Raw genomic sequence first — 16,893 nt, 5'->3', positions numbered from 1 at the left:
GATGACAGGGTCCGGCTGAAAATCGATGAGGCGTTGACGGCTGACCGGGGCCGCCCGCACGGACGCGGGCGGAGGGGATAGCCTGCAAGGACGCAGGCTAGTCCCCGACCAGAAAGTCAGACGACATAAGACGACAAAAGTGCCGGGAGCAATTTTGAATAGCGCTTGCGCTAGCCCCGTAGGGGTGAGCCCCAGGGATGGGGCGAATAATGGCGCGCCAGCGGCGATTTTCGTGGCCGGGAGCCCGGATCGCCAGGGGGGTGCGATGAGCCCCCCTGTCACGTTCACCGGTTCTGTCGCGAGAGAAAAGCACAGAACATACGGTGAACGGAATGACCACCAGAGCCGCATTTTCCCCCTCACCCTGGCCCTCTCCCTCAGGGAGAGGGGATCGATCGGTGGGGATTCTTCACCCCTGAGGGAGAGGGAACACTCCCGGTGCCCGCTTTACCGCTTTTCTCCTTCTCACGGTGGGAGAGGGAACACTCCTGGTGCCCGCTTTACCGCTTTTCTCCTTCTCCCGGTGGGAGAGGGAACACTCCCGGTGCCCGCTTTACCGCTTTTCTCCTTCTCCCGGTGGGAGAGGGAACACTCCTGGTGTCCGCTTTACTGCTTTTCCCCCTCTCCCCGTGGGAGAGGGCCGGGGTGAGGGCACCAGACCGCACTTAACTATACTGACGCACCCGGGCAATCAGCTCATCGACGCTGTCAATGCGCGGAGCGATCACAATCAGCACCTTGCCGAGCGCAATGGCATGACGCAGGCATTCATGGCGCATCTCTTCATCGGCGATGGTGTCGATATCCGCGACATGCGACAAGCCTACGCTGCGGCGAATCAACTCAGTACCGCAGAAGCCGACTGCATCCGTCCATACTTTTTTGAGAAACTCAGACGCATAGCCCGGTACGCTCAGGGCGGCATCGCGGGTCTTTTCACGGGCCAGAGTCTGGAAACGTTCGGCGAACGTTGACCATAGCTCCTGAATATCAATCAGACGCTGCTCACGCGCCGCCGCCGCGTCGCGAATGCCAAGATGGCCCGGCAGGCCGCAGTAGTTAAGCAGCAAGTTACCCATGGCTGTACCGATATCAAAGCCCATCGGGCCAAAGTAGCCGAACTCGGCGTCAATGGCTTTCAGGCTGCCTTCGGCGACGAAAATCGACCCGCTGTGAATATCGCCGTGCAGTAGCGCTTCGGCATGAGAGAAGAAGCTGTGCTTGAGAGAGGCGACCGCAAGCTTTAATTGGGTGTCCTGACGCAGGGCATCAACGTCGGCTTCCAGCGCCGCCGGGTAGTTATTACGTTCATGAATCTGATAGGGATCGTTAAAGAACAAATCTTCGGTGATCTCGCACATTTCCGGATTAATAAACTGCGCGACCTGGGCTTTTTTCGCGTGCGGATGCAAATAAAAATCGCTGGTATGAAATAACGTTTGCGCCAGATACTCACCCAACTGGCGTGCTGCCTGCGGGTAGTAACGGTTTTTAATCAGCTCACTGCGCCAGATTCGGTGGTCAGAGAGATCCTCCATCACCATTACCGCCAGCTCCGGATCGTAATGCAGAATATTGACCGTGTGCTGCGGGGCATATTTATAGTGTTCCACCAGGGTTTGTGCTTCCAGACGTGCGCGATCGAGCGTCAGCGGCCAGGACTCCCCAACGCAACGCACGTAGGGCAGCGCCTGTTTAACGATAATACGGCTGATGCCCTGGGTATCAAAAATCTTAAACACCAGGTTCAGGTTACCGTCGCCGACCTCCTGCGCTTCAACCAGTTCGGACGGCGCGTCCAGACCACCAAATTGTTGTGCATACGCCACAGCATCCCGGGCGTTGAAGGTACGGTATTGCGACATTGCCAGTTCCTCATGTTCTTATGCTAATAAAGCCATTCAGACGTCTATACATCTGGATTTCATCCTGACACAATACGATACAACAACGCAACAGGGATTTAACGCTATGCAGACATTACAGACCACCAGCCTGCGGGTTATTGATAATCAACTCTTTATTCTTGACCAACAGGCGCTGCCACAGGAAAAGCGCTGGCTGCCAGCGGATTCGGTGCCTTTGCTGGTGGAACACATTCATGCGTTGCGCGTGCGGGGCGCGCCGTTGATTGGCCTGTCTGCCAGCCTGCTGCTGGCCTTGCTCGCTGAGAATGGCGAAGACCGCGACACGCTGGCGCGGTCGCTGGAGACGCTGCGCGCCTCGCGTCCGACGGCAGTCAACCTGATGAATAACCTCGACCGAATGAAGCTGGCGCTGGCGCAAGAAGATTACGTATCGGCGCTGCTGGCAGAGGCCCTGCGCCTGATCGAAGAAGACAAAGCGTTGTGCGACAGTATCGCGCAGGCAGGCAGCACGCTGGTCAAACCGGGCAGCCGCTTGTTAACGCACTGTAACACCGGTGGGCTGGCGACAGCCGGTGTCGGCACCGCGCTGGGTGTTATTGCGCTGGCTCACCAGCAGGGCAAGGTGACGAATGTCTGGGTGGATGAGACGCGTCCATTGTTGCAGGGCGGACGCTTGACGGCATGGGAGCTGGGCGAACTGGGCGTGCCTTATCAGCTGATTACCGATTCCATGGCCGCCAGCCTGATGGCCAAAGGGCAGGTAGATGCGATTTGGGTGGGCGCGGATCGTATTGCGGCGAATGGCGATGTGGCGAATAAAATCGGCACCTATTCTCTGGCCGTACTGGCGAAATTCCACGGCATTCCGTTTTATGTTGCAGCGCCGCAAACCACGCTTGACCCGAACTGCCCGAACGGGGAGGCGATTCCTATTGAACAGCGTGCGGCTGCGGAGGTGACGGGCGTAGCCGGGAGCTTTGGCGCGGTGCAGTGGGCGCCAGAAAATGCGCAGGTCTATAACCCGGCCTTTGACGTGACGCCGGCATCGCTTATTAGCGGCTGGGTACTGGATAGCGGCGTGGTGACACCGGAGCAGGTGAGTGGCGGGTTTTTTGCCCGCTGAGGCGGTCTTTGACCTTCATCCGCGTTCTCCCGGATGGCGGCGTAAACACCTGATGCGGGCTACCGTCCGAAAACGTAGCCCGGCTCAGCGCAGCGCCAGCCGGGATGTTTGTTGTTCACCGCGTCTGACTAAGCCGTTACCACTTCATCTCGCCGGTATTCACTTTCGCGCTCAACTCCAGTGAACTCTCATCCGCCAGTTTTGGATATGCCGCTTTCATGGCCTCAATCACTGCCGCAGAACCCTTTTTAGATGCCAGCGTCTGTTCAAAGGTATTGAGGTAATCATGGGTAAACGTAATCGCCCCATCGCCTGCCGGACGCTCGCCCAGGTAGTGGCCGGGAATTACCTGCTGCGGTTTCAGCGCCTGCATCTCGCTCAGAACCGCCATCCATTGTTTGCGAATAGCCGGGGTCTGCGTGTCTGCCGTCCAGACATGGATCCCTGAGGCAATGCCGGTGCCACCTAAAATGGCCTTGTTCGCCGGGATCCAGACATAGGCGGCATAATCGCCCGTGTGTTTCAGCTCCAGCGGCTCGCCGTCAACGGTAAAACGCGTGGCGGTGGTCACCTGGGGAACAATAAGTTTCGTTGGCGCGCCCTCTTTCATCTGCGGCCCCCAGAAGGCCAGTTTGGCCTCTTTTGTTGCGTTGATATGGTCAACCACCGCTTTAGACGCCACCACTTTTGCCTGTGGGAAGGCTTTCACCAGCGGTTCGAGACCAAAATAAAAATCCGGGTCGCCGGAGGTGATCACAATCTCTTTTAACGCTTTGCCACGCGCTTTGATGAGCTTCACCAGTTCTTCGCCATCTTTAACGCTGAACTGTGCGTCAAAGAGCACAGCCTCTTTCGGCCCGGAGACCAGCGTTGAAGAGACCGGGAAAATACCTTTCTCCTGCGGGTTGTAGACATCCAGTTGCAGCGGCGCGGCAAACGCGGGGACGGCAGCCAGCGACAGTAACAGAGTGACGGATTTTGCGTTCATGGCATTCCTTAACGGCTAAGTGAAGAGAGAAGGGGACTCACCAGCGTGAAAAATATCTCTGGTTGCCCGTAATAGCGCGAGACAGGCAAGAGCGTGTACTGCCCGCCTTTATTGATAAATACGGCGGTGGGAAAGCCCTGACCGCCTGTTTGTCCCATCAGCATTCGCCCATGCTGAATGGCATCCAGCGCTTCATTTTCCGGGATTTGCCCCAGCCTGATGCCCGGCTCAACGGATTTGCTGAGCACATCGTCGACCACATCGGCGCGGGTAATGTCCTGCCCATGTTCATACCAGGCGCGCTGGACCGCATTCAGAAACAGAAGATCGCTACCGGGAGCGGCAAAGCGTTGTGCAGCCAGAAGTCCGCGGCTGGCCGGGAGAGAGTCCAGCATAATCTCGCTATTGGTCAGTAACTGTGTGCGGTAATCGCTGCCGAAGGTCATGCCGGTTAGCGCGGCGATACGCGCATCATGCTCATGAACATGCGATAGCCAGTCGGCGTCGAGTTTTCTGCGCTGGGTGCCGATAAATAACCCACCGGGTAAAATATGCTGTTGCGTGAAATCCTGCGCCACGCGGTTGAGCAAAGGCAGTGCGCCATAGCTCCAGCCGCAAAGCGGATCGATTATCCAGTAAAGGCCGGGTTGAAATCCCATTATGTAGTCCTCCTGAGAGTCAGTGGTTTCCATTCTACGGATTACAGCTTCTGCTACTATTCCTGAAACAATTCATGCTGTGTTTCATAAAACGATCAGATGGAGAGGGAATGGACAGGATCATGGCGGCAGTATCCTTCAACCGGATTTGCGAACTGGGCAGTCTGAGCGCGGCGGCACGTTCGCTGGGTATCTCACGACCAATGGTCAGCCGTTATCTGGATGAAATGGAAAAATGGGCCGGAGCGCGCTTAATTCACCGCTCGACACGGCGACTCACATTGACCCCCGCCGGGGAGAAAATCCTCGAGAAAACGCGTCAACTGGCTTTGCTGTCGCAAGACATTGAAGGTGACGCCACGCGCCTGACGCCGTCGGGCACGCTGCGTATTGCCTGCGCCCACTTTACGGCAACCCACCTGTTGGGGCCGGTTATCCCGTCCTTTCTGGCACGCTATCCGGCGCTGCGTATTGAAGTGGACATCAACAATCAGCCAGTCAGCCTGGTGGGCGAGCGTATTGATCTGGCGATACGGATTACCAATGCTCCCGAACCTGGGGTGATTGCCCGCGCGCTGGGGGAATGCCGTTCGGTATTGTGTGCCTCGCCAGGCTACCTTGCGAAGGCCGGGCAGCCTGAAACCCCTGACGATCTCGCCCGGCACAATTGTCTGCATTACAGCCGTTTTTCAGGGCAATCATGGTCGTTTCGCGATCCGCAGAAGGGCACTGTCGCCATCGCGGTCAATGGTAATTTCAGCGCCGGGATATCGTCTCTGCTTTGCGACATGGCGATGGCGGATGTGGGGCTGGCGCTGGTGCCGGAAATTGAGGCGCGCGCCGGGCTGGAGAGTGGACGGCTGGTCAGCGTATTGCCGCAACTGGAGCCGCAGCCACTGGGCATTTATGGGCTATATCAATCCCGCGATCATCAGCATGCGGCGCTCGGCCTGTTTCTCGATGCAGTTAAGCAGCATCTTGCCGCTTAAGCCTGGGTCAGTTCCGCCATCCACTGCTTATGTTCTTTGTCCAGCTCCCGGGCGGTGAGGTCGAGAAAGGTATTGACCGCCGCCGGGCGATGTTTGCTCCCCGGCACCTGAATCTGCAGAGTACGCTGGCTTAGCGAGGAGTTATTGATCGTTTTAAGCGTCATGCCATCCTGTTTTGCGCGCCACAGTACGCTGAAATGGCTGCACACAGTCAGGGCATCAGGCGTATGGCGGGTAAAACCGTACAGGGCAGCAAAATTATTGCTGCTGAACGCGGGTTCCAGAAAGGTGCCCGCCATGCGACAGGAGAGATCAAAAAGCTGGCGCAACGTGGTACCTGCCTCCGGAAGAACCAGCGGATAGTGGTGCAAATCCTCCATCGCCACACCCGGCTGCGTTACCAGGGGATGCTCGTTCGCCAGCAGCAACAGCACTGGGGCGGTCCAGGCGGCGATAATTTCCACGTCCCGTTCAGGCGCGAGGCTGAACTGGAACGCAACATCACAATCATTGCGCCGGATCCACTCCGCCACCTGCATCGCCGTGCCGACCTGTAAATCAAAACTCACCGCCGGGTGTTGCTGGCGAAAACGCGCCAGTACGCCCGGCAACAGATCAAACGCCATCCCCTCGGTACAGGCTATACGCACCAGGGCTTTGCGCACGGCTTTTAGACCCTGAATTTCGGCCATCGCAAATTCCATATCGCGCATGTTTTTGCGTACATGGTTAGCCAGAATCTGCCCGGCATCGGTTAAAACCATACCGCGCGAATGCCGTTCAAAGAGCGTCACGCCCAGCCGGGTTTCCAGCTTATGAATTTGCCGACTGATGGCGGAACCTGCCACGTAAAGCTGCTCGCTGGCGGTGCTAAGCGAGCCGGTGGTGGCTACCGCAAAAAAGTAGCGTAGTTCGTTACTCAACATAGATGAATCCTCTGCGACGCCCTGTGATTGTGCAGTGTACCCTTATCAAAAAGGCAACACCAAATTGCAATTATTATTATTGTGGCAATGCTCGGTTCTGGTTTAGAACAAAAAGACAACATCTCTTTGCGCCATCGGCAGCAAATGCACCCTGAATAATTCGCGTCGCAGCCACGCAACTGCGGCTCGATATTGGACAGGATCAGGACAGGGCACACAACATGACAACACAACAGGTAGTCGACCAGGCGCTGGCGTGGTTCGACAGCGGCCATTTTAAAACCATCCTTGCCAGCCGGGTGGCTATCCCCAGCGAAAGCCAGCGTAACGACAGGGATGACGCGCTCACGCGCTATTACAACGACGTATTCATTCCCGCTTTTCAGGAAATGGGCTTTAAGACCGAGGTGATTGTTAACCCGGTCAATGCCGCCCGACCGTTTTTACTCGCCAGCCGGGAAGAAGACCCAAATCTGCCCACTGTGATGTGCTACGGGCATGGCGATGTCGTCTTCGGCGATGATGCGCGCTGGGGCGAAGGGCTGTCGCCGTGGACGCTGGTCGAACGTGACGGCAACTGGTACGGACGCGGTGCGGCCGATAACAAAGGGCAGCACTCGGTTAACCTTGCCGCTCTGGAGCAGGTCTATCATGCGCGCAATGGTCGGCTGGGGTTTAACTGCGTCTGGCTGTGCGAAATGGGCGAAGAGATCAGTTCGCCGGGGCTTGCCGCCGTGTGCGAACAGCTTAAAGCGCGCATCAATGCGGATCTGTTTATCGCTTCTGATGGGCCGCGCCTGAGCGCGGAACGCCCGACGTTGTTCCTCGGTTCACGCGGCTGTGCCAACTTTCGCCTGACCATCAACGCCCGCGCCAAAGATTATCATTCCGGCAACTGGGGCGGGCTGCTGAGCAACCCCGGTACGCAACTGGCGAATGCCATTGCGAGCCTGGTGGACGAAAAAGGTGAAATCCAGATTGCGGCGCTGAAACCGCCAGCGTTAACGCCCGAACTGAAAGCCATTCTCGCGGATATCACCCCGGCCGGAGGCGAAAACGACCCCACAACCGACCCGAACTGGGGCGAACCGGGTTTGTCGGCGGCAGAAAAACTGTTTGGCTGGAATACGCTGGAAGTACTCTCTTACCTGACGGGTAATCCGGCGCAGCCCATGAACGCGATTCCGGGGCAGGCGACGGCGGTCTGCCAGTTGCGTTTCGTGGTCGGTACCGACTGGGAGCATCTGGAGCAGGCGGTTCGCGCGCATCTGGACGCGCACGGCTTTTCCATGGTGACTCTCAGTGAGGTGCGCGGCACCCCTGCGACGCGCTTTGACCCGACCGATCCGCTGGTAAACTGGACGCTTAAGGCAATGGCGGAGACGACCGGCAAGAAACCGGCTCTGTTGCCAAACCTCGGCGGCTCGCTACCTAATGATGTATTTGCCGGCATTTTGGGTCTGCCAACGCTGTGGGTGCCACATTCGTACCCGGCCTGCGGTCAGCATGCGCCGGATGAGCACCTGCCCATTGCCATTGCCCGCGAAGGGCTGGCGATTATGACTCGCCTGTTCTGGGATTTGGGCGAGCGGGGGGCTGCACTGCTTGCAAGCCATCTGGCGCATCAGAACGGAGGTGCAAAATGACCACTCTCGCCCGTGAAACAGAGCAGGGCAGCGTACGCCCGAGCCTGGCAAAAACGCTTTTTGCCACCTGTATTGGTAATGCCCTGGAGTGGTTTGATATCGCGGTATATGGCTTCTTTGCCAGCTATATCGCCCAGGTTTTTTTCCCGACCTCCAACCCAACGGTCTCGCTGCTGCTCGCGTTCGGCAGCTTTGGTATCGCCTTTTTGATTCGCCCGCTGGGGGCGGTGGTGCTTGGCGCTTATGCCGATAAACGCGGTCGTAAGGCTTCGTTGCTGCTGTCTATCAACCTGATGATGCTGGGCGGGGCGATGATTACTTTTATGCCCGGTTATGCCACCCTCGGTCTGGCGGCGCCGTTGCTGATTTTGTTGGCGCGCCTGATTCAGGGCTTCTCCGCCGGCGGTGAGTTTGGTAGTTCGACGGCATTTCTGGTGGAACATTTCCCGGAGCGCAAGACCTTTATCGCCAGCTGGCAGTTTGCCACGCAAGGGGCCAGCACGCTGATGGCATCGGCATTTGGTCTGGGTCTGGCGCACTGGCTGACGCCGGCGGAGTTGCTGGACTGGGGATGGCGCGTGCCGTTCGCTTTCGGACTGCTGATTGGCCCGGTTGGTCTGTGGATCCGTCGCCATGTGCACGAGCCTGAGGTTTATGTTGAGATCGAGAAACCACGTCATCCGGTGAAGCAACTGTTGGGTTCGCAAAAACGTCTGCTGGCGATGGCGATTGGTCTGATGGTGGTCTCCACGGCGATCAACTACATGCTCAACTATGTGCCGACCTGGGCGACCAAAAGTCTTGGTCTGCCTGCGTCATCGGCCTATAGCGCGACGTTGTTAGCCGGGGTGATTCTTACCGTGGTGACGCCGATAGGTGGCCTCCTGGCAGAGCGTGTCGGGCGCGAGCGTCTGTTGTGGACCGCGTTGGGTCTGCTGGCGTTTACGCTGTTACCTGCCTTCTGGCTCACTAGCCTGAACGTGACGCCTTTGTCGCTGTCACTGCTGGTGGGGTGGATGGCGCTGCTGAAATCCCTCTACTTCTCAACCATCCCTTCGGTGATGGCGGATATCTTCCCGGTATCGACCCGGGCCAGTGGGATGTCCATCAGTTACAACATCGCAGTGACGATTTTTGGCGGGTTTGCGCCGTTCATCTGTACGTTGCTTATTAGCGCGACCGGCAGCCACTTCGCACCGGGTTTCTACCTGATGGTTACCGTGTTCCTGAGCGTTGCCGCGCTGTGGCATACGCAAAAACAACTTCGTTAATCAACACGTTTCCCCTCTCTGTCCGGAGAGGGGTTATCCCTGTGCGCCGGGTCCGGGCAAAATCACCTGAGAATTATCGATGTCACTGTCTGGTGTCTGTGGCACGCTTTTTTTGCTGCTGACAATATTGTTTTCATAGCGTGGCGGGGTGATGACCGGATAGACGTAGCTTTCCTGTTCCGAACATTGCACAGGATCACTCGAACCCGCATAAAACAGATAGTACTGGTGGGAGTTGGGGAAATAGGCCAGATCGTCGCCGTTGCCAAAGGTGGTGGTCCAGAACGGGACCCCGGCTTTGGTGTGGCTTTGCAATTTTCCTGAAGCGACCTGGAAATGATCGCCCCATTTCATGGTGATGAGATAGTAATTAAAAAAGGAGACGGTAATAGCGCCACGCGGCGGGCAGTTAAGTTTAACGGCATCATCCGCACGCGCGGCCAGTGCAGGTAAGGTCAGTAAAAATAAAAACAGGGAATATTTCACGCGTCCGTTCTCGAGGCCGTAAGGTCAGGAGCGGAATCCTACGGTGTCGGGCCGTGGCATGACCAGCAGCAAGCTGTTACATCATCACATAAAGTTAATCAAAATATGACGTTACTCTTATTCGCTCGTTAGTTTTCCACTACCATCCATCATGACAGTGAATATCCTTTTTCGGGGACAATATGCGTTTAAAGGGAGAGTCGCTGATGGACATGAATTTTATCTGGCTGAGTATCACCAGTCTGATATTAATGGCTATTGCCATTCCGCTGCTTTTGCAGAAGGTGAAACCGAACCGTTGGTATGGGGTGCGAACGGCACGGACAATGAATGATGAGGGGCTGTGGTATCGGGCTAATCGTCTGTACGGCAAAGCAATGCTGATTGCAGGCGTGGCGTTTTTTGTACTCTCGGCCATCCTGGGAAACTGGCGTCCGGGTGAGGATAACCAAAAGATAAGCCTGGTGCTGTTTATGCTCGAAGTGCTGGTGCCCGTGTTCTTTACACAGATGCGTGCGCGGATACTGGCGCGAAAGTAGTGCCTGTATTGTCCCGGCTGGCGCTGCGCTTAGCCGGGCTACGAACCCCCGGTCCCGCGAGCGGTAGCCCGGATAAGGCGTTTACGCCGCCATCCGGGAGGCTGGCACGGAAATGGTGCCCCTGGTGTTTTCCCGGCTGGCGCTGCGCTTAGCCGGGCTACGAACACCCCCCGGTCCCGCGAGCGGTAGCCCGGATAAGGCGTTTACGACGCCATCCGGGAGGCAGGCCCGCAAATGATGCTTCTGGTGTTTTCCCGGCTGGCGCTGCGCTTAGTCGGGCTACGAACACCCCCCGGTCCCGCGAGCGGTAGCCCGGATAAGGCGTTTACGCCGCCATCCGGGAGGCAGGCCCGGAAATGGTGCCCCTGGCGTTTTCCCGGCTGGCGCTGCGCTTAGCCGGGCTACGAACACCCCCCGGTCCCGCGAGCGGTAGCCCGGATAAGGCGTTTTACGCCGCATCCGGGAGGCAGGCCCGCAAATGATGCCCCTGGTGTTTTCCCGGCTGGCGCTGCGCTTAGCCGGGCTACGAACCCCCCCGGTCCCGCGAGCGGTAGCCCGGATAAGGCGTTTACGCCGCCATCCGGGAGGCGGCGTATCGCGGTATTACAGGTGAGGACTAAGACTCAAACACAAGGTCCCTTTGCGCAACCGTACATCATCACCAGCGGGAAAATGGGGATCAACAACGGGGCCGTGTAACTGATGTTTTGTTCCGTTTTATCGGTGATGGTTACGGTGATCGGCGTTGTTAACTTCGTCGCTTCTGAGGTCCGAAAATGCAGTGCGCCATAGATGTGCCCCTGCGCTTTGAAAACCGCCACGAGTGTTTTCCCGGACTCCATCACATGGGCGTTGTAGTGATATTTCAGCCTGTCCGTCTGTGCGGGCGTTAACTGGGTGGCGTCAACAATCGCCCGATACTCCGCTGTGACATCCTTATCTTTGACCACAAAGAACACCGCGACGCCGGGGCTTTTGTCGCCGAACTCGTCATAAAAAGCTTTGTAGTCGTTATAGACGTCGTGAGTCTTATCGCGCTGGAATACATAGCCGTACTTGTCTGACAGGACCGTAATATTGTTATCCATCACCCGCAGGTAATTGAGGGTATCCTCTTTCGGCATCGGCACCGTGGTGGCACAACCGCTCAGCACCATCATCAAGAGCATCACTATGACTTTCTTCATTTTTCCTTCCCTGTGCATCGCTTTCGCAAAAAGAGCAAGTATAGGCCGGGTTTAACAGGAGAAAAGCCAGGCTACAGGAATGGGTAGGGGTGAAAAAAGGCCCCGTACAAACGCAGGGCCAGAACAGAAGGAGAGGTAATTACGCCAGTCGCGGATAGTTTTCCGCAATCGCATCACCGGTGAACTGGGCAATCCAGCCTTCCGGGTTGTCGAAAATACGGATGGCGGTGAAGTTCGGCTCGGAGCCCATATCAAACCAATGAGGTGTGCCAGCGGGCACGGAGATCAGGTCGTTTTTTTCGCACAGCACCTGATAGACCTCATCACCAATATGCAGGCAGAACAGCCCGGCGCCTTCAACGAAGAAGCGTACTTCATCTTCGCCGTGCGTGTGCTCGTTGAGGAATTTGGCGCGCAGTGCTTCTTTTTGCGGGTTATCGGCGCGCAGGCTGATCACATCCCAGCTCTGGTAGCCTTTCTCCGCAACCAGTTTGTCGATCGCATGCTGGTAGGCGACGATTACCGTTTCCGGCGACGGGTCTGCACCCAGATCGCGGTCAGCTTCCCAGCGCTCAAAGCGGACGCCTTTGGCGTTCAGCTTTTGTTGAATCTCAGCGGCGTCGGTGCCTTGCCAGACAGGCTTGCTGGCGTCTTTGTCAGAATAAATCGTCAGTGCGCTCATGAGGGGATCTGCTCCGGCTTAATGTGGTCGAAAGAGGAAACCTGGTGATGATGGCTGGCGGCGTCATTGTCGCCACGAATCAGCTGTACGGTACGCAAACCGGCCGCTTCGGCGGCGTCCAACTCCTGGTGGATATCAGAGAGGAACAGGATCTGCGCCGCAGGAATGCCCAATTGTTCAGCAATATTGCGATACGACTGCTCCTCGCGCTTCGCCCCCACCAGGGTATCGAAATAGCCGCTGAACAGATGAGTAATATCACCTTCGTCGCTGTAGCCAAATAACAGTTTTTGCGCCGCCACCGAGCCAGAGGAATAAACATAAAGATCAATGCCCTGGGCTTTCCATTTTTCCAGCGCTGGCAATACGTCCGGGTAGAGATGACCGGTAAAGTCGCCGTTGACGTAGCCATCGCGCCAGATAATGCCCTGTAGCGCTTTTAGCGGCGTGGATTTGCGATCCTCATCGATAAACTGCAGCAATGTGTCGAGCAGATCGGCGGTGGTGGCATCAGGTTGTGCTATTTCTTCACGCAGATTATCGAGGATGGTTTTTACCGGCTCGATATACTGCTGTGCGTTGAGAAAAGCCGGCAGGCGTTCGCGGGCATAGGGAAATAACACATTGTGCACAAAGCGAATATCGCTGGTGGTACCTTCTATGTCGGTAACTATCGCGCGGATCATTATTTCTCCAGCAGACGGCGCTGCATTTCGCATTCAAATAAAAATTCAAGCCCTTCCAGATGGCGACGCGCTTCTGCCACGTCGCGGCCCCAGCAGGTCAGACCGTGACCACGCAGCAAAAAGCCATAGTTCAGGGGGCGTTCTTGCGCGTAATGTTCAATATGGCGGGCGAGGGCATCAATATCCTGAGCGTTATCGAAAATGGCAATCGATACGGTATCAAGATGCGTGGTTTGTCCGCGCAGAGATTTTTGCATTTCGAAGCCGCTGAAAAGCAACTCAGGTGCACGCTCAACGCGTGACAGTACGGTGGCATTGACGGTGTGCACATGTAGCACCGCATTCGCTTCCGGGAACAGGCGATAAATCAGCGTGTGCAGGCCCGTTTCCGCTGACGGCTTACGCCCGGAGGGCGCATGATTATCGGCGATGGAGACTTGCAGGAAATCTGCTGTCGTCAGGCTGCCTTTGTCTTTGCCGGATTCGCTCAGCCAGCACCATTGCGCATCTTCACGCAGCGACATATTGCCGCCGGTAGCCGGTGACCAGCCTTTCTGGCCTATCCAGTGGCAAGCGTTAACGAGTTCATGGAGTTGCAGGTTGTTTGTCATAGTCTTCCTGGGTTGCGCGTCGGCAGGAATATTCTTATGGTTTAGACGTCTAAGCGTCTTGATTGCCAAATACTAACATCGTGTTATAGTGGCAGCAACATCAGTATTACAAGCAGGCATGCAACTATGAGCGATAACACGCTGATTCCCCAAAGTAAACTTCCCGCTTTAGGCACCACAATTTTCACGCAAATGAGTGCGCTGGCGCAGCAGTATAAAGCCATCAACCTGTCTCAGGGATTCCCGGATTTTGATGGCCCACGCTATTTACAAGAGCGCCTGGCTTATCACGTGGCGCAAGGGGCGAATCAGTATGCGCCGATGACCGGGGTGCAGGCGTTACGTGAGGCGATTGCCGATAAAACCGACGCGCTGTATGGCTATAAACCGGACGCGGGCAGCGATATCACCGTGACGGCGGGAGCAACCGAGGCATTGTATGCCGCGATCACGGCGCTGGTGCGTAAGGGCGATGAAGTTATCTGCTTCGATCCAAGCTATGACAGCTATGCCCCGGCGGTGGAGTTGTCAGGCGGCATATTGAAACGTATCGCCCTGCAACCTCCCCATTTCCGTGTCGACTGGCAGGCATTCGCTGCCCTACTGAGCGATAAAACCCGGCTGGTTATCCTGAATACGCCACATAACCCCTCCGCAACCGTGTGGCGCAAAGAGGATTTTGCGGCTTTATGGCAGGCGATCAACGAGAAAGAAATCTATGTGCTGAGTGATGAAGTGTATGAGCACATCAGCTTTGTCGAGGAGGGGCATGCCAGCGTGCTGGCGCACCCGCAATTGCGTCAGCGGGCAATTGCCGTTTCCTCATTTGGCAAGACCTTTCATATGACCGGCTGGAAAGTGGGTTACTGCGTGGCGCCGGCTGCCATCAGCGCTGAACTGCGCAAAGTGCATCAGTACCTGACCTTCTCGGTCAATACGCCCGCGCAACTGGCACTGGCGGATATGTTGCGGACCGCGCCGGAACATTACCGTGACTTACCTGCGTTTTATCAGGCTCGTCGCGATGTGCTGGTCAATGCACTCAGCAGCAGTCGGCTGGAGATCCTGCCGTGTGAGGGGACTTACTTCCTGCTGGCAGATTACAGTGCCATTTCCGATCTTGATGATGTGAGCTTTTGCCAGTGGCTGACTAAAGAGGTTGGCGTTGCGGCTATTCCGCTATCGGTTTTTTGCGCCGATCCCTTTCCGCACAAACTGATTCGCTTATGTTTTGCAAAGCAGGAATCGACGCTACTGGCAGCTGCTGAACGGTTATGTAAGCTGTAGCTGGCGCTATTTAACCGTCCACGCGCGCGAGAATCGACGGCCTGCGAAAAGTTCTGTCAGGCCGTTAATCTGTTTCAGGCGCAAGACTTCATCACTGTCCATTCCCAGTTCCTGACCAATCTGTTCTTCTGTCCAGCCCAGCTGTGAGAGTTCACGAACAATTTCCGCCATCTCATTGATTTGATGACGGCCACGTGCCCGATTATGCCGAATGGTCGCCGCCATGCGATTCGATTTGCTGTTTCTGTCACTGTTAAGGCACGTAATCGGGAGATAGCCTTTAAGTTTACTTCTTAGGGTCGCCCGACTTTTGCCCAGCTCGTGGCGGTGAAAACCATCGACAATTTCGAAATGATGGGGTTTGTCTTCCTGCACCACTATGGGCTGGGTGAAACCGTCGGCTTCCAGCGATTTCAGTAACAGCCGTTTCTCCGGCGGCGCGACATTGTTGGGGTTATAGTCATTGGGAGAAATATGGTCGTTTTTTACCCACAAAACGCAATCGACAGGCTGATCGCGGAAGGGGCTGTACGCGTGGAGAGTGCGACGAAAGTCGTTGATGGCTGCAATCCGTTCTTCCTCAGGTAATGCGGCAAGAAAAGCCTCAATTTCATTGATTAATCGCTGTTGCATAGTATTCCCCACTCCTTGCGTTTATTTTTGATTCGTTCGTGATAGCGTTTGTAATTGCTTGTTTTGGTAGGGCTAAAAGAGAGCGCCCGGCACCAGTAATCGTTATTGAGCAGCACCTTGCAGATGCGGCGCCAGGAGGGGACGTCCTTTGCGCCAGCGTCGCCGGGTTGACTGTCTGGAATCTCCGTCACCCCCTGTTTTTCGAACCAGCGCAGGTAGACGGCAATTTTGTTGCGGTAATGTTCGGCGGACTGTTCCGGCATGCTATCAAGTAAAAACAGGACATACTCCCGCCATCGTAAGTGGGCCGGCTTTGTGAGCTTGCGATGGCCATAGAAGAGGTTATCTTGCCCGGCGTAAATTCCGCCGCTGCTCACACCGCTGACGCGTTCGCACATCACTGCCCAACGTGCAGGCTCGATAACGTGATAGAGCCACAGACCCTGACGTTGTTCCGGGCCGAAAGGTTCGCAGATACGCATATAGCGCGTAGGCACGCCTGCCTGATACATCAAATCGTATAGCGGGTTATAGGGGGTTTGGGTCTTACCGAACCAGGTCCAGATATCGGCAGTTTTCCAGTCATAAATTGGATAAATGTACCAGGCATGTCCACGCGGCGCCGCGGTAGTCCAGGGCTTATCATCGGCGAAACGCATTTTGCGGGCCGACGCAATAGCCATAAAGCGGTTGTAAGATTCGTCAGCACGAATACCAATCATCATCGCTGCCGGACGATGGTTGGCGAACCAGTCGGCAAATTCACTGACAAAGGCTTCAAATGTCATTCCGTGCTCATAAAAGGGAAATTCGGCAGGATTTGTAATGGCATGCTCAGGGGGTTGTCGTACCCATTCCACGCCGGGTTGCCAGCATTGCCAGGTGGGGGAAAATTGCGATAAGCCATTTTGTGTGGTCAGCGGCAGGGCAACCCAGTAAAAACGCTCTGTGATATCGCTATATTCAGTACGCATGAGTTCTACGTGGTTAATGGTATGGCTGAATTGCGCTTCCCAGTCGATAAATAAGATGCTGATTTTCTTTTTCATCCGACGAGCGAGTTGTACCGTCAGATTGAGCATGATACTGGAATCTTTTCCGCCAGAAAAAGAAACACATACTTTCTGGAAGTTTTCTAATGTCCATTTAATCCTTTCCATGCTGGCGTCCAGAACATCCTGTTCCAGAATTTGCTTGTCAATTTTCACCGTCAATTAACCCCAGGCGATTACCTAATCAGACTGGAAATGATAATGAAATTAAACAAAGAGTTAATCTTTAATTTGTTATAGATTTCAATGATATAATTATA

General features: G+C 55.8%; 17 protein-coding genes. 6 read left to right on the top strand and 11 right to left on the bottom strand.

Going from position 1 to position 16,893, the window contains the following annotated elements; all coding sequences use genetic code 11:
- Positions 1-665: 665 nt before the first annotated feature.
- Positions 666-1,865 (bottom strand): S-methyl-5-thioribose kinase, encoded by a 1,200-nt coding sequence (gene mtnK / locus L2097_RS12375; protein WP_250352903.1) that lies wholly within the window; start codon positions 1,863-1,865, stop codon positions 666-668.
- A 106-nt stretch (positions 1,866-1,971) separates the two neighbouring features.
- Here mtnK and mtnA point away from each other — a divergent pair, with 106 nt between their 5' ends.
- Complete coding sequence (gene mtnA, locus L2097_RS12370) at positions 1,972-2,991, top strand: S-methyl-5-thioribose-1-phosphate isomerase (protein ID WP_047371314.1); 1,020 nt, start codon at positions 1,972-1,974, stop codon at positions 2,989-2,991.
- A 136-nt stretch (positions 2,992-3,127) separates the two neighbouring features.
- On the opposite strand, the gene L2097_RS12365 is transcribed toward mtnA, so the two are convergent.
- Both L2097_RS12365 and L2097_RS12360 read right to left on the bottom strand, forming a co-directional pair.
- Complete coding sequence (locus tag L2097_RS12365) at positions 3,128-3,979, bottom strand: Vmh family MBL fold metallo-hydrolase (protein ID WP_085007601.1); 852 nt, start codon at positions 3,977-3,979, stop codon at positions 3,128-3,130.
- Positions 3,980-3,987: 8 nt separating this feature from the next.
- On the bottom strand, positions 3,988-4,638 hold the full coding sequence (locus L2097_RS12360; RefSeq protein WP_250352902.1) for a DsbA family protein: 651 nt from the start codon (positions 4,636-4,638) through the stop codon (positions 3,988-3,990).
- Between the two features lie 110 nt (positions 4,639-4,748).
- Between L2097_RS12360 and L2097_RS12355 the strand changes: the two genes are divergently transcribed.
- Entirely contained in the window at positions 4,749-5,627 is an 879-nt protein-coding gene (locus tag L2097_RS12355) for a LysR family transcriptional regulator (protein ID WP_047371311.1), read from the top strand.
- Here L2097_RS12355 and L2097_RS12350 read toward each other — a convergent pair.
- Positions 5,624-6,553 (bottom strand): LysR family transcriptional regulator, encoded by a 930-nt coding sequence (locus L2097_RS12350; protein ID WP_250352901.1) that lies wholly within the window; start codon positions 6,551-6,553, stop codon positions 5,624-5,626. The two genes, L2097_RS12355 and L2097_RS12350, sit on opposite strands and share 4 nt — an antisense overlap.
- A gap of 221 nt (positions 6,554-6,774) precedes the next feature.
- On the opposite strand from L2097_RS12350, the gene L2097_RS12345 reads away from it, so the two are divergent.
- Both L2097_RS12345 and L2097_RS12340 read left to right on the top strand, forming a co-directional pair.
- Positions 6,775-8,199: a M20 family metallopeptidase gene (locus tag L2097_RS12345; protein WP_250352900.1), complete on the top strand. Its 1,425-nt coding sequence runs from the start codon at positions 6,775-6,777 to the stop codon at positions 8,197-8,199.
- Positions 8,196-9,470: an MFS transporter gene (locus tag L2097_RS12340; protein WP_085007605.1), complete on the top strand. Its 1,275-nt coding sequence runs from the start codon at positions 8,196-8,198 to the stop codon at positions 9,468-9,470. The genes L2097_RS12345 and L2097_RS12340 overlap by 4 nt, the downstream gene beginning before the upstream one ends.
- A 33-nt stretch (positions 9,471-9,503) precedes the next feature.
- Here L2097_RS12340 and L2097_RS12335 read toward each other — a convergent pair whose 3' ends face one another.
- Positions 9,504-9,956, bottom strand: a complete 453-nt coding sequence (locus tag L2097_RS12335) for a hypothetical protein (RefSeq protein WP_047371307.1) — start codon at positions 9,954-9,956, stop codon at positions 9,504-9,506.
- Between the two features lie 206 nt (positions 9,957-10,162).
- On the opposite strand from L2097_RS12335, the gene L2097_RS12330 reads away from it, so the two are divergent.
- The gene (locus L2097_RS12330; RefSeq protein ID WP_250352899.1) at positions 10,163-10,495 is read left to right on the top strand and encodes an SdpI family protein; all 333 of its coding nucleotides are present in this window, start codon (positions 10,163-10,165) and stop codon (positions 10,493-10,495) included.
- A gap of 623 nt (positions 10,496-11,118) precedes the next feature.
- Here the strand turns inward: L2097_RS12330 and L2097_RS12325 are convergent.
- The 4 genes from L2097_RS12325 to L2097_RS12310 form a co-directional block, all read right to left on the bottom strand.
- A complete protein-coding gene (locus L2097_RS12325; protein WP_250352898.1) occupies positions 11,119-11,682 on the bottom strand; it encodes a hypothetical protein in 564 nt (187 codons plus the stop codon).
- 139 nt (positions 11,683-11,821) lie between these two features.
- A complete protein-coding gene (locus L2097_RS12320) occupies positions 11,822-12,364 on the bottom strand; it encodes a 1,2-dihydroxy-3-keto-5-methylthiopentene dioxygenase (RefSeq protein ID WP_047371304.1) in 543 nt (180 codons plus the stop codon).
- On the bottom strand, positions 12,361-13,050 hold the full coding sequence (mtnC, locus tag L2097_RS12315) for an acireductone synthase (RefSeq protein ID WP_085006248.1): 690 nt from the start codon (positions 13,048-13,050) through the stop codon (positions 12,361-12,363). The genes L2097_RS12320 and mtnC overlap by 4 nt, the downstream gene beginning before the upstream one ends.
- A complete protein-coding gene (locus L2097_RS12310; RefSeq protein WP_250352897.1) occupies positions 13,050-13,661 on the bottom strand; it encodes a methylthioribulose 1-phosphate dehydratase in 612 nt (203 codons plus the stop codon). The genes mtnC and L2097_RS12310 overlap by 1 nt, the downstream gene beginning before the upstream one ends.
- A gap of 126 nt (positions 13,662-13,787) precedes the next feature.
- Here L2097_RS12310 and L2097_RS12305 point away from each other — a divergent pair, with 126 nt between their 5' ends.
- The gene (locus L2097_RS12305; protein ID WP_085006246.1) at positions 13,788-14,948 is read left to right on the top strand and encodes a pyridoxal phosphate-dependent aminotransferase; all 1,161 of its coding nucleotides are present in this window, start codon (positions 13,788-13,790) and stop codon (positions 14,946-14,948) included.
- Positions 14,949-14,954: 6 nt separating this feature from the next.
- On the opposite strand, the gene L2097_RS12300 is transcribed toward L2097_RS12305, so the two are convergent.
- Together L2097_RS12300 and L2097_RS12295 are read right to left on the bottom strand one after the other, a co-directional pair.
- The gene (locus tag L2097_RS12300; protein ID WP_250352896.1) at positions 14,955-15,581 is read right to left on the bottom strand and encodes an IbrB-like domain-containing protein; all 627 of its coding nucleotides are present in this window, start codon (positions 15,579-15,581) and stop codon (positions 14,955-14,957) included.
- Positions 15,566-16,741, bottom strand: a complete 1,176-nt coding sequence (locus L2097_RS12295) for a phosphoadenosine phosphosulfate reductase (RefSeq protein ID WP_139800489.1) — start codon at positions 16,739-16,741, stop codon at positions 15,566-15,568. Before L2097_RS12295 ends, L2097_RS12300 begins: the two co-directional genes overlap by 16 nt.
- Positions 16,742-16,893: the final 152 nt, after the last annotated feature.

The organism is Citrobacter sp. MNAZ 1397, from assembly GCF_023613995.1.
In the GTDB taxonomy this organism is placed as follows: domain Bacteria; phylum Pseudomonadota; class Gammaproteobacteria; order Enterobacterales; family Enterobacteriaceae; genus Phytobacter; species Phytobacter ursingii.
The sequence above is the reverse complement of the archived record's forward strand: the minus strand, read 5'-3'. Positions and strand labels throughout refer to the sequence as shown.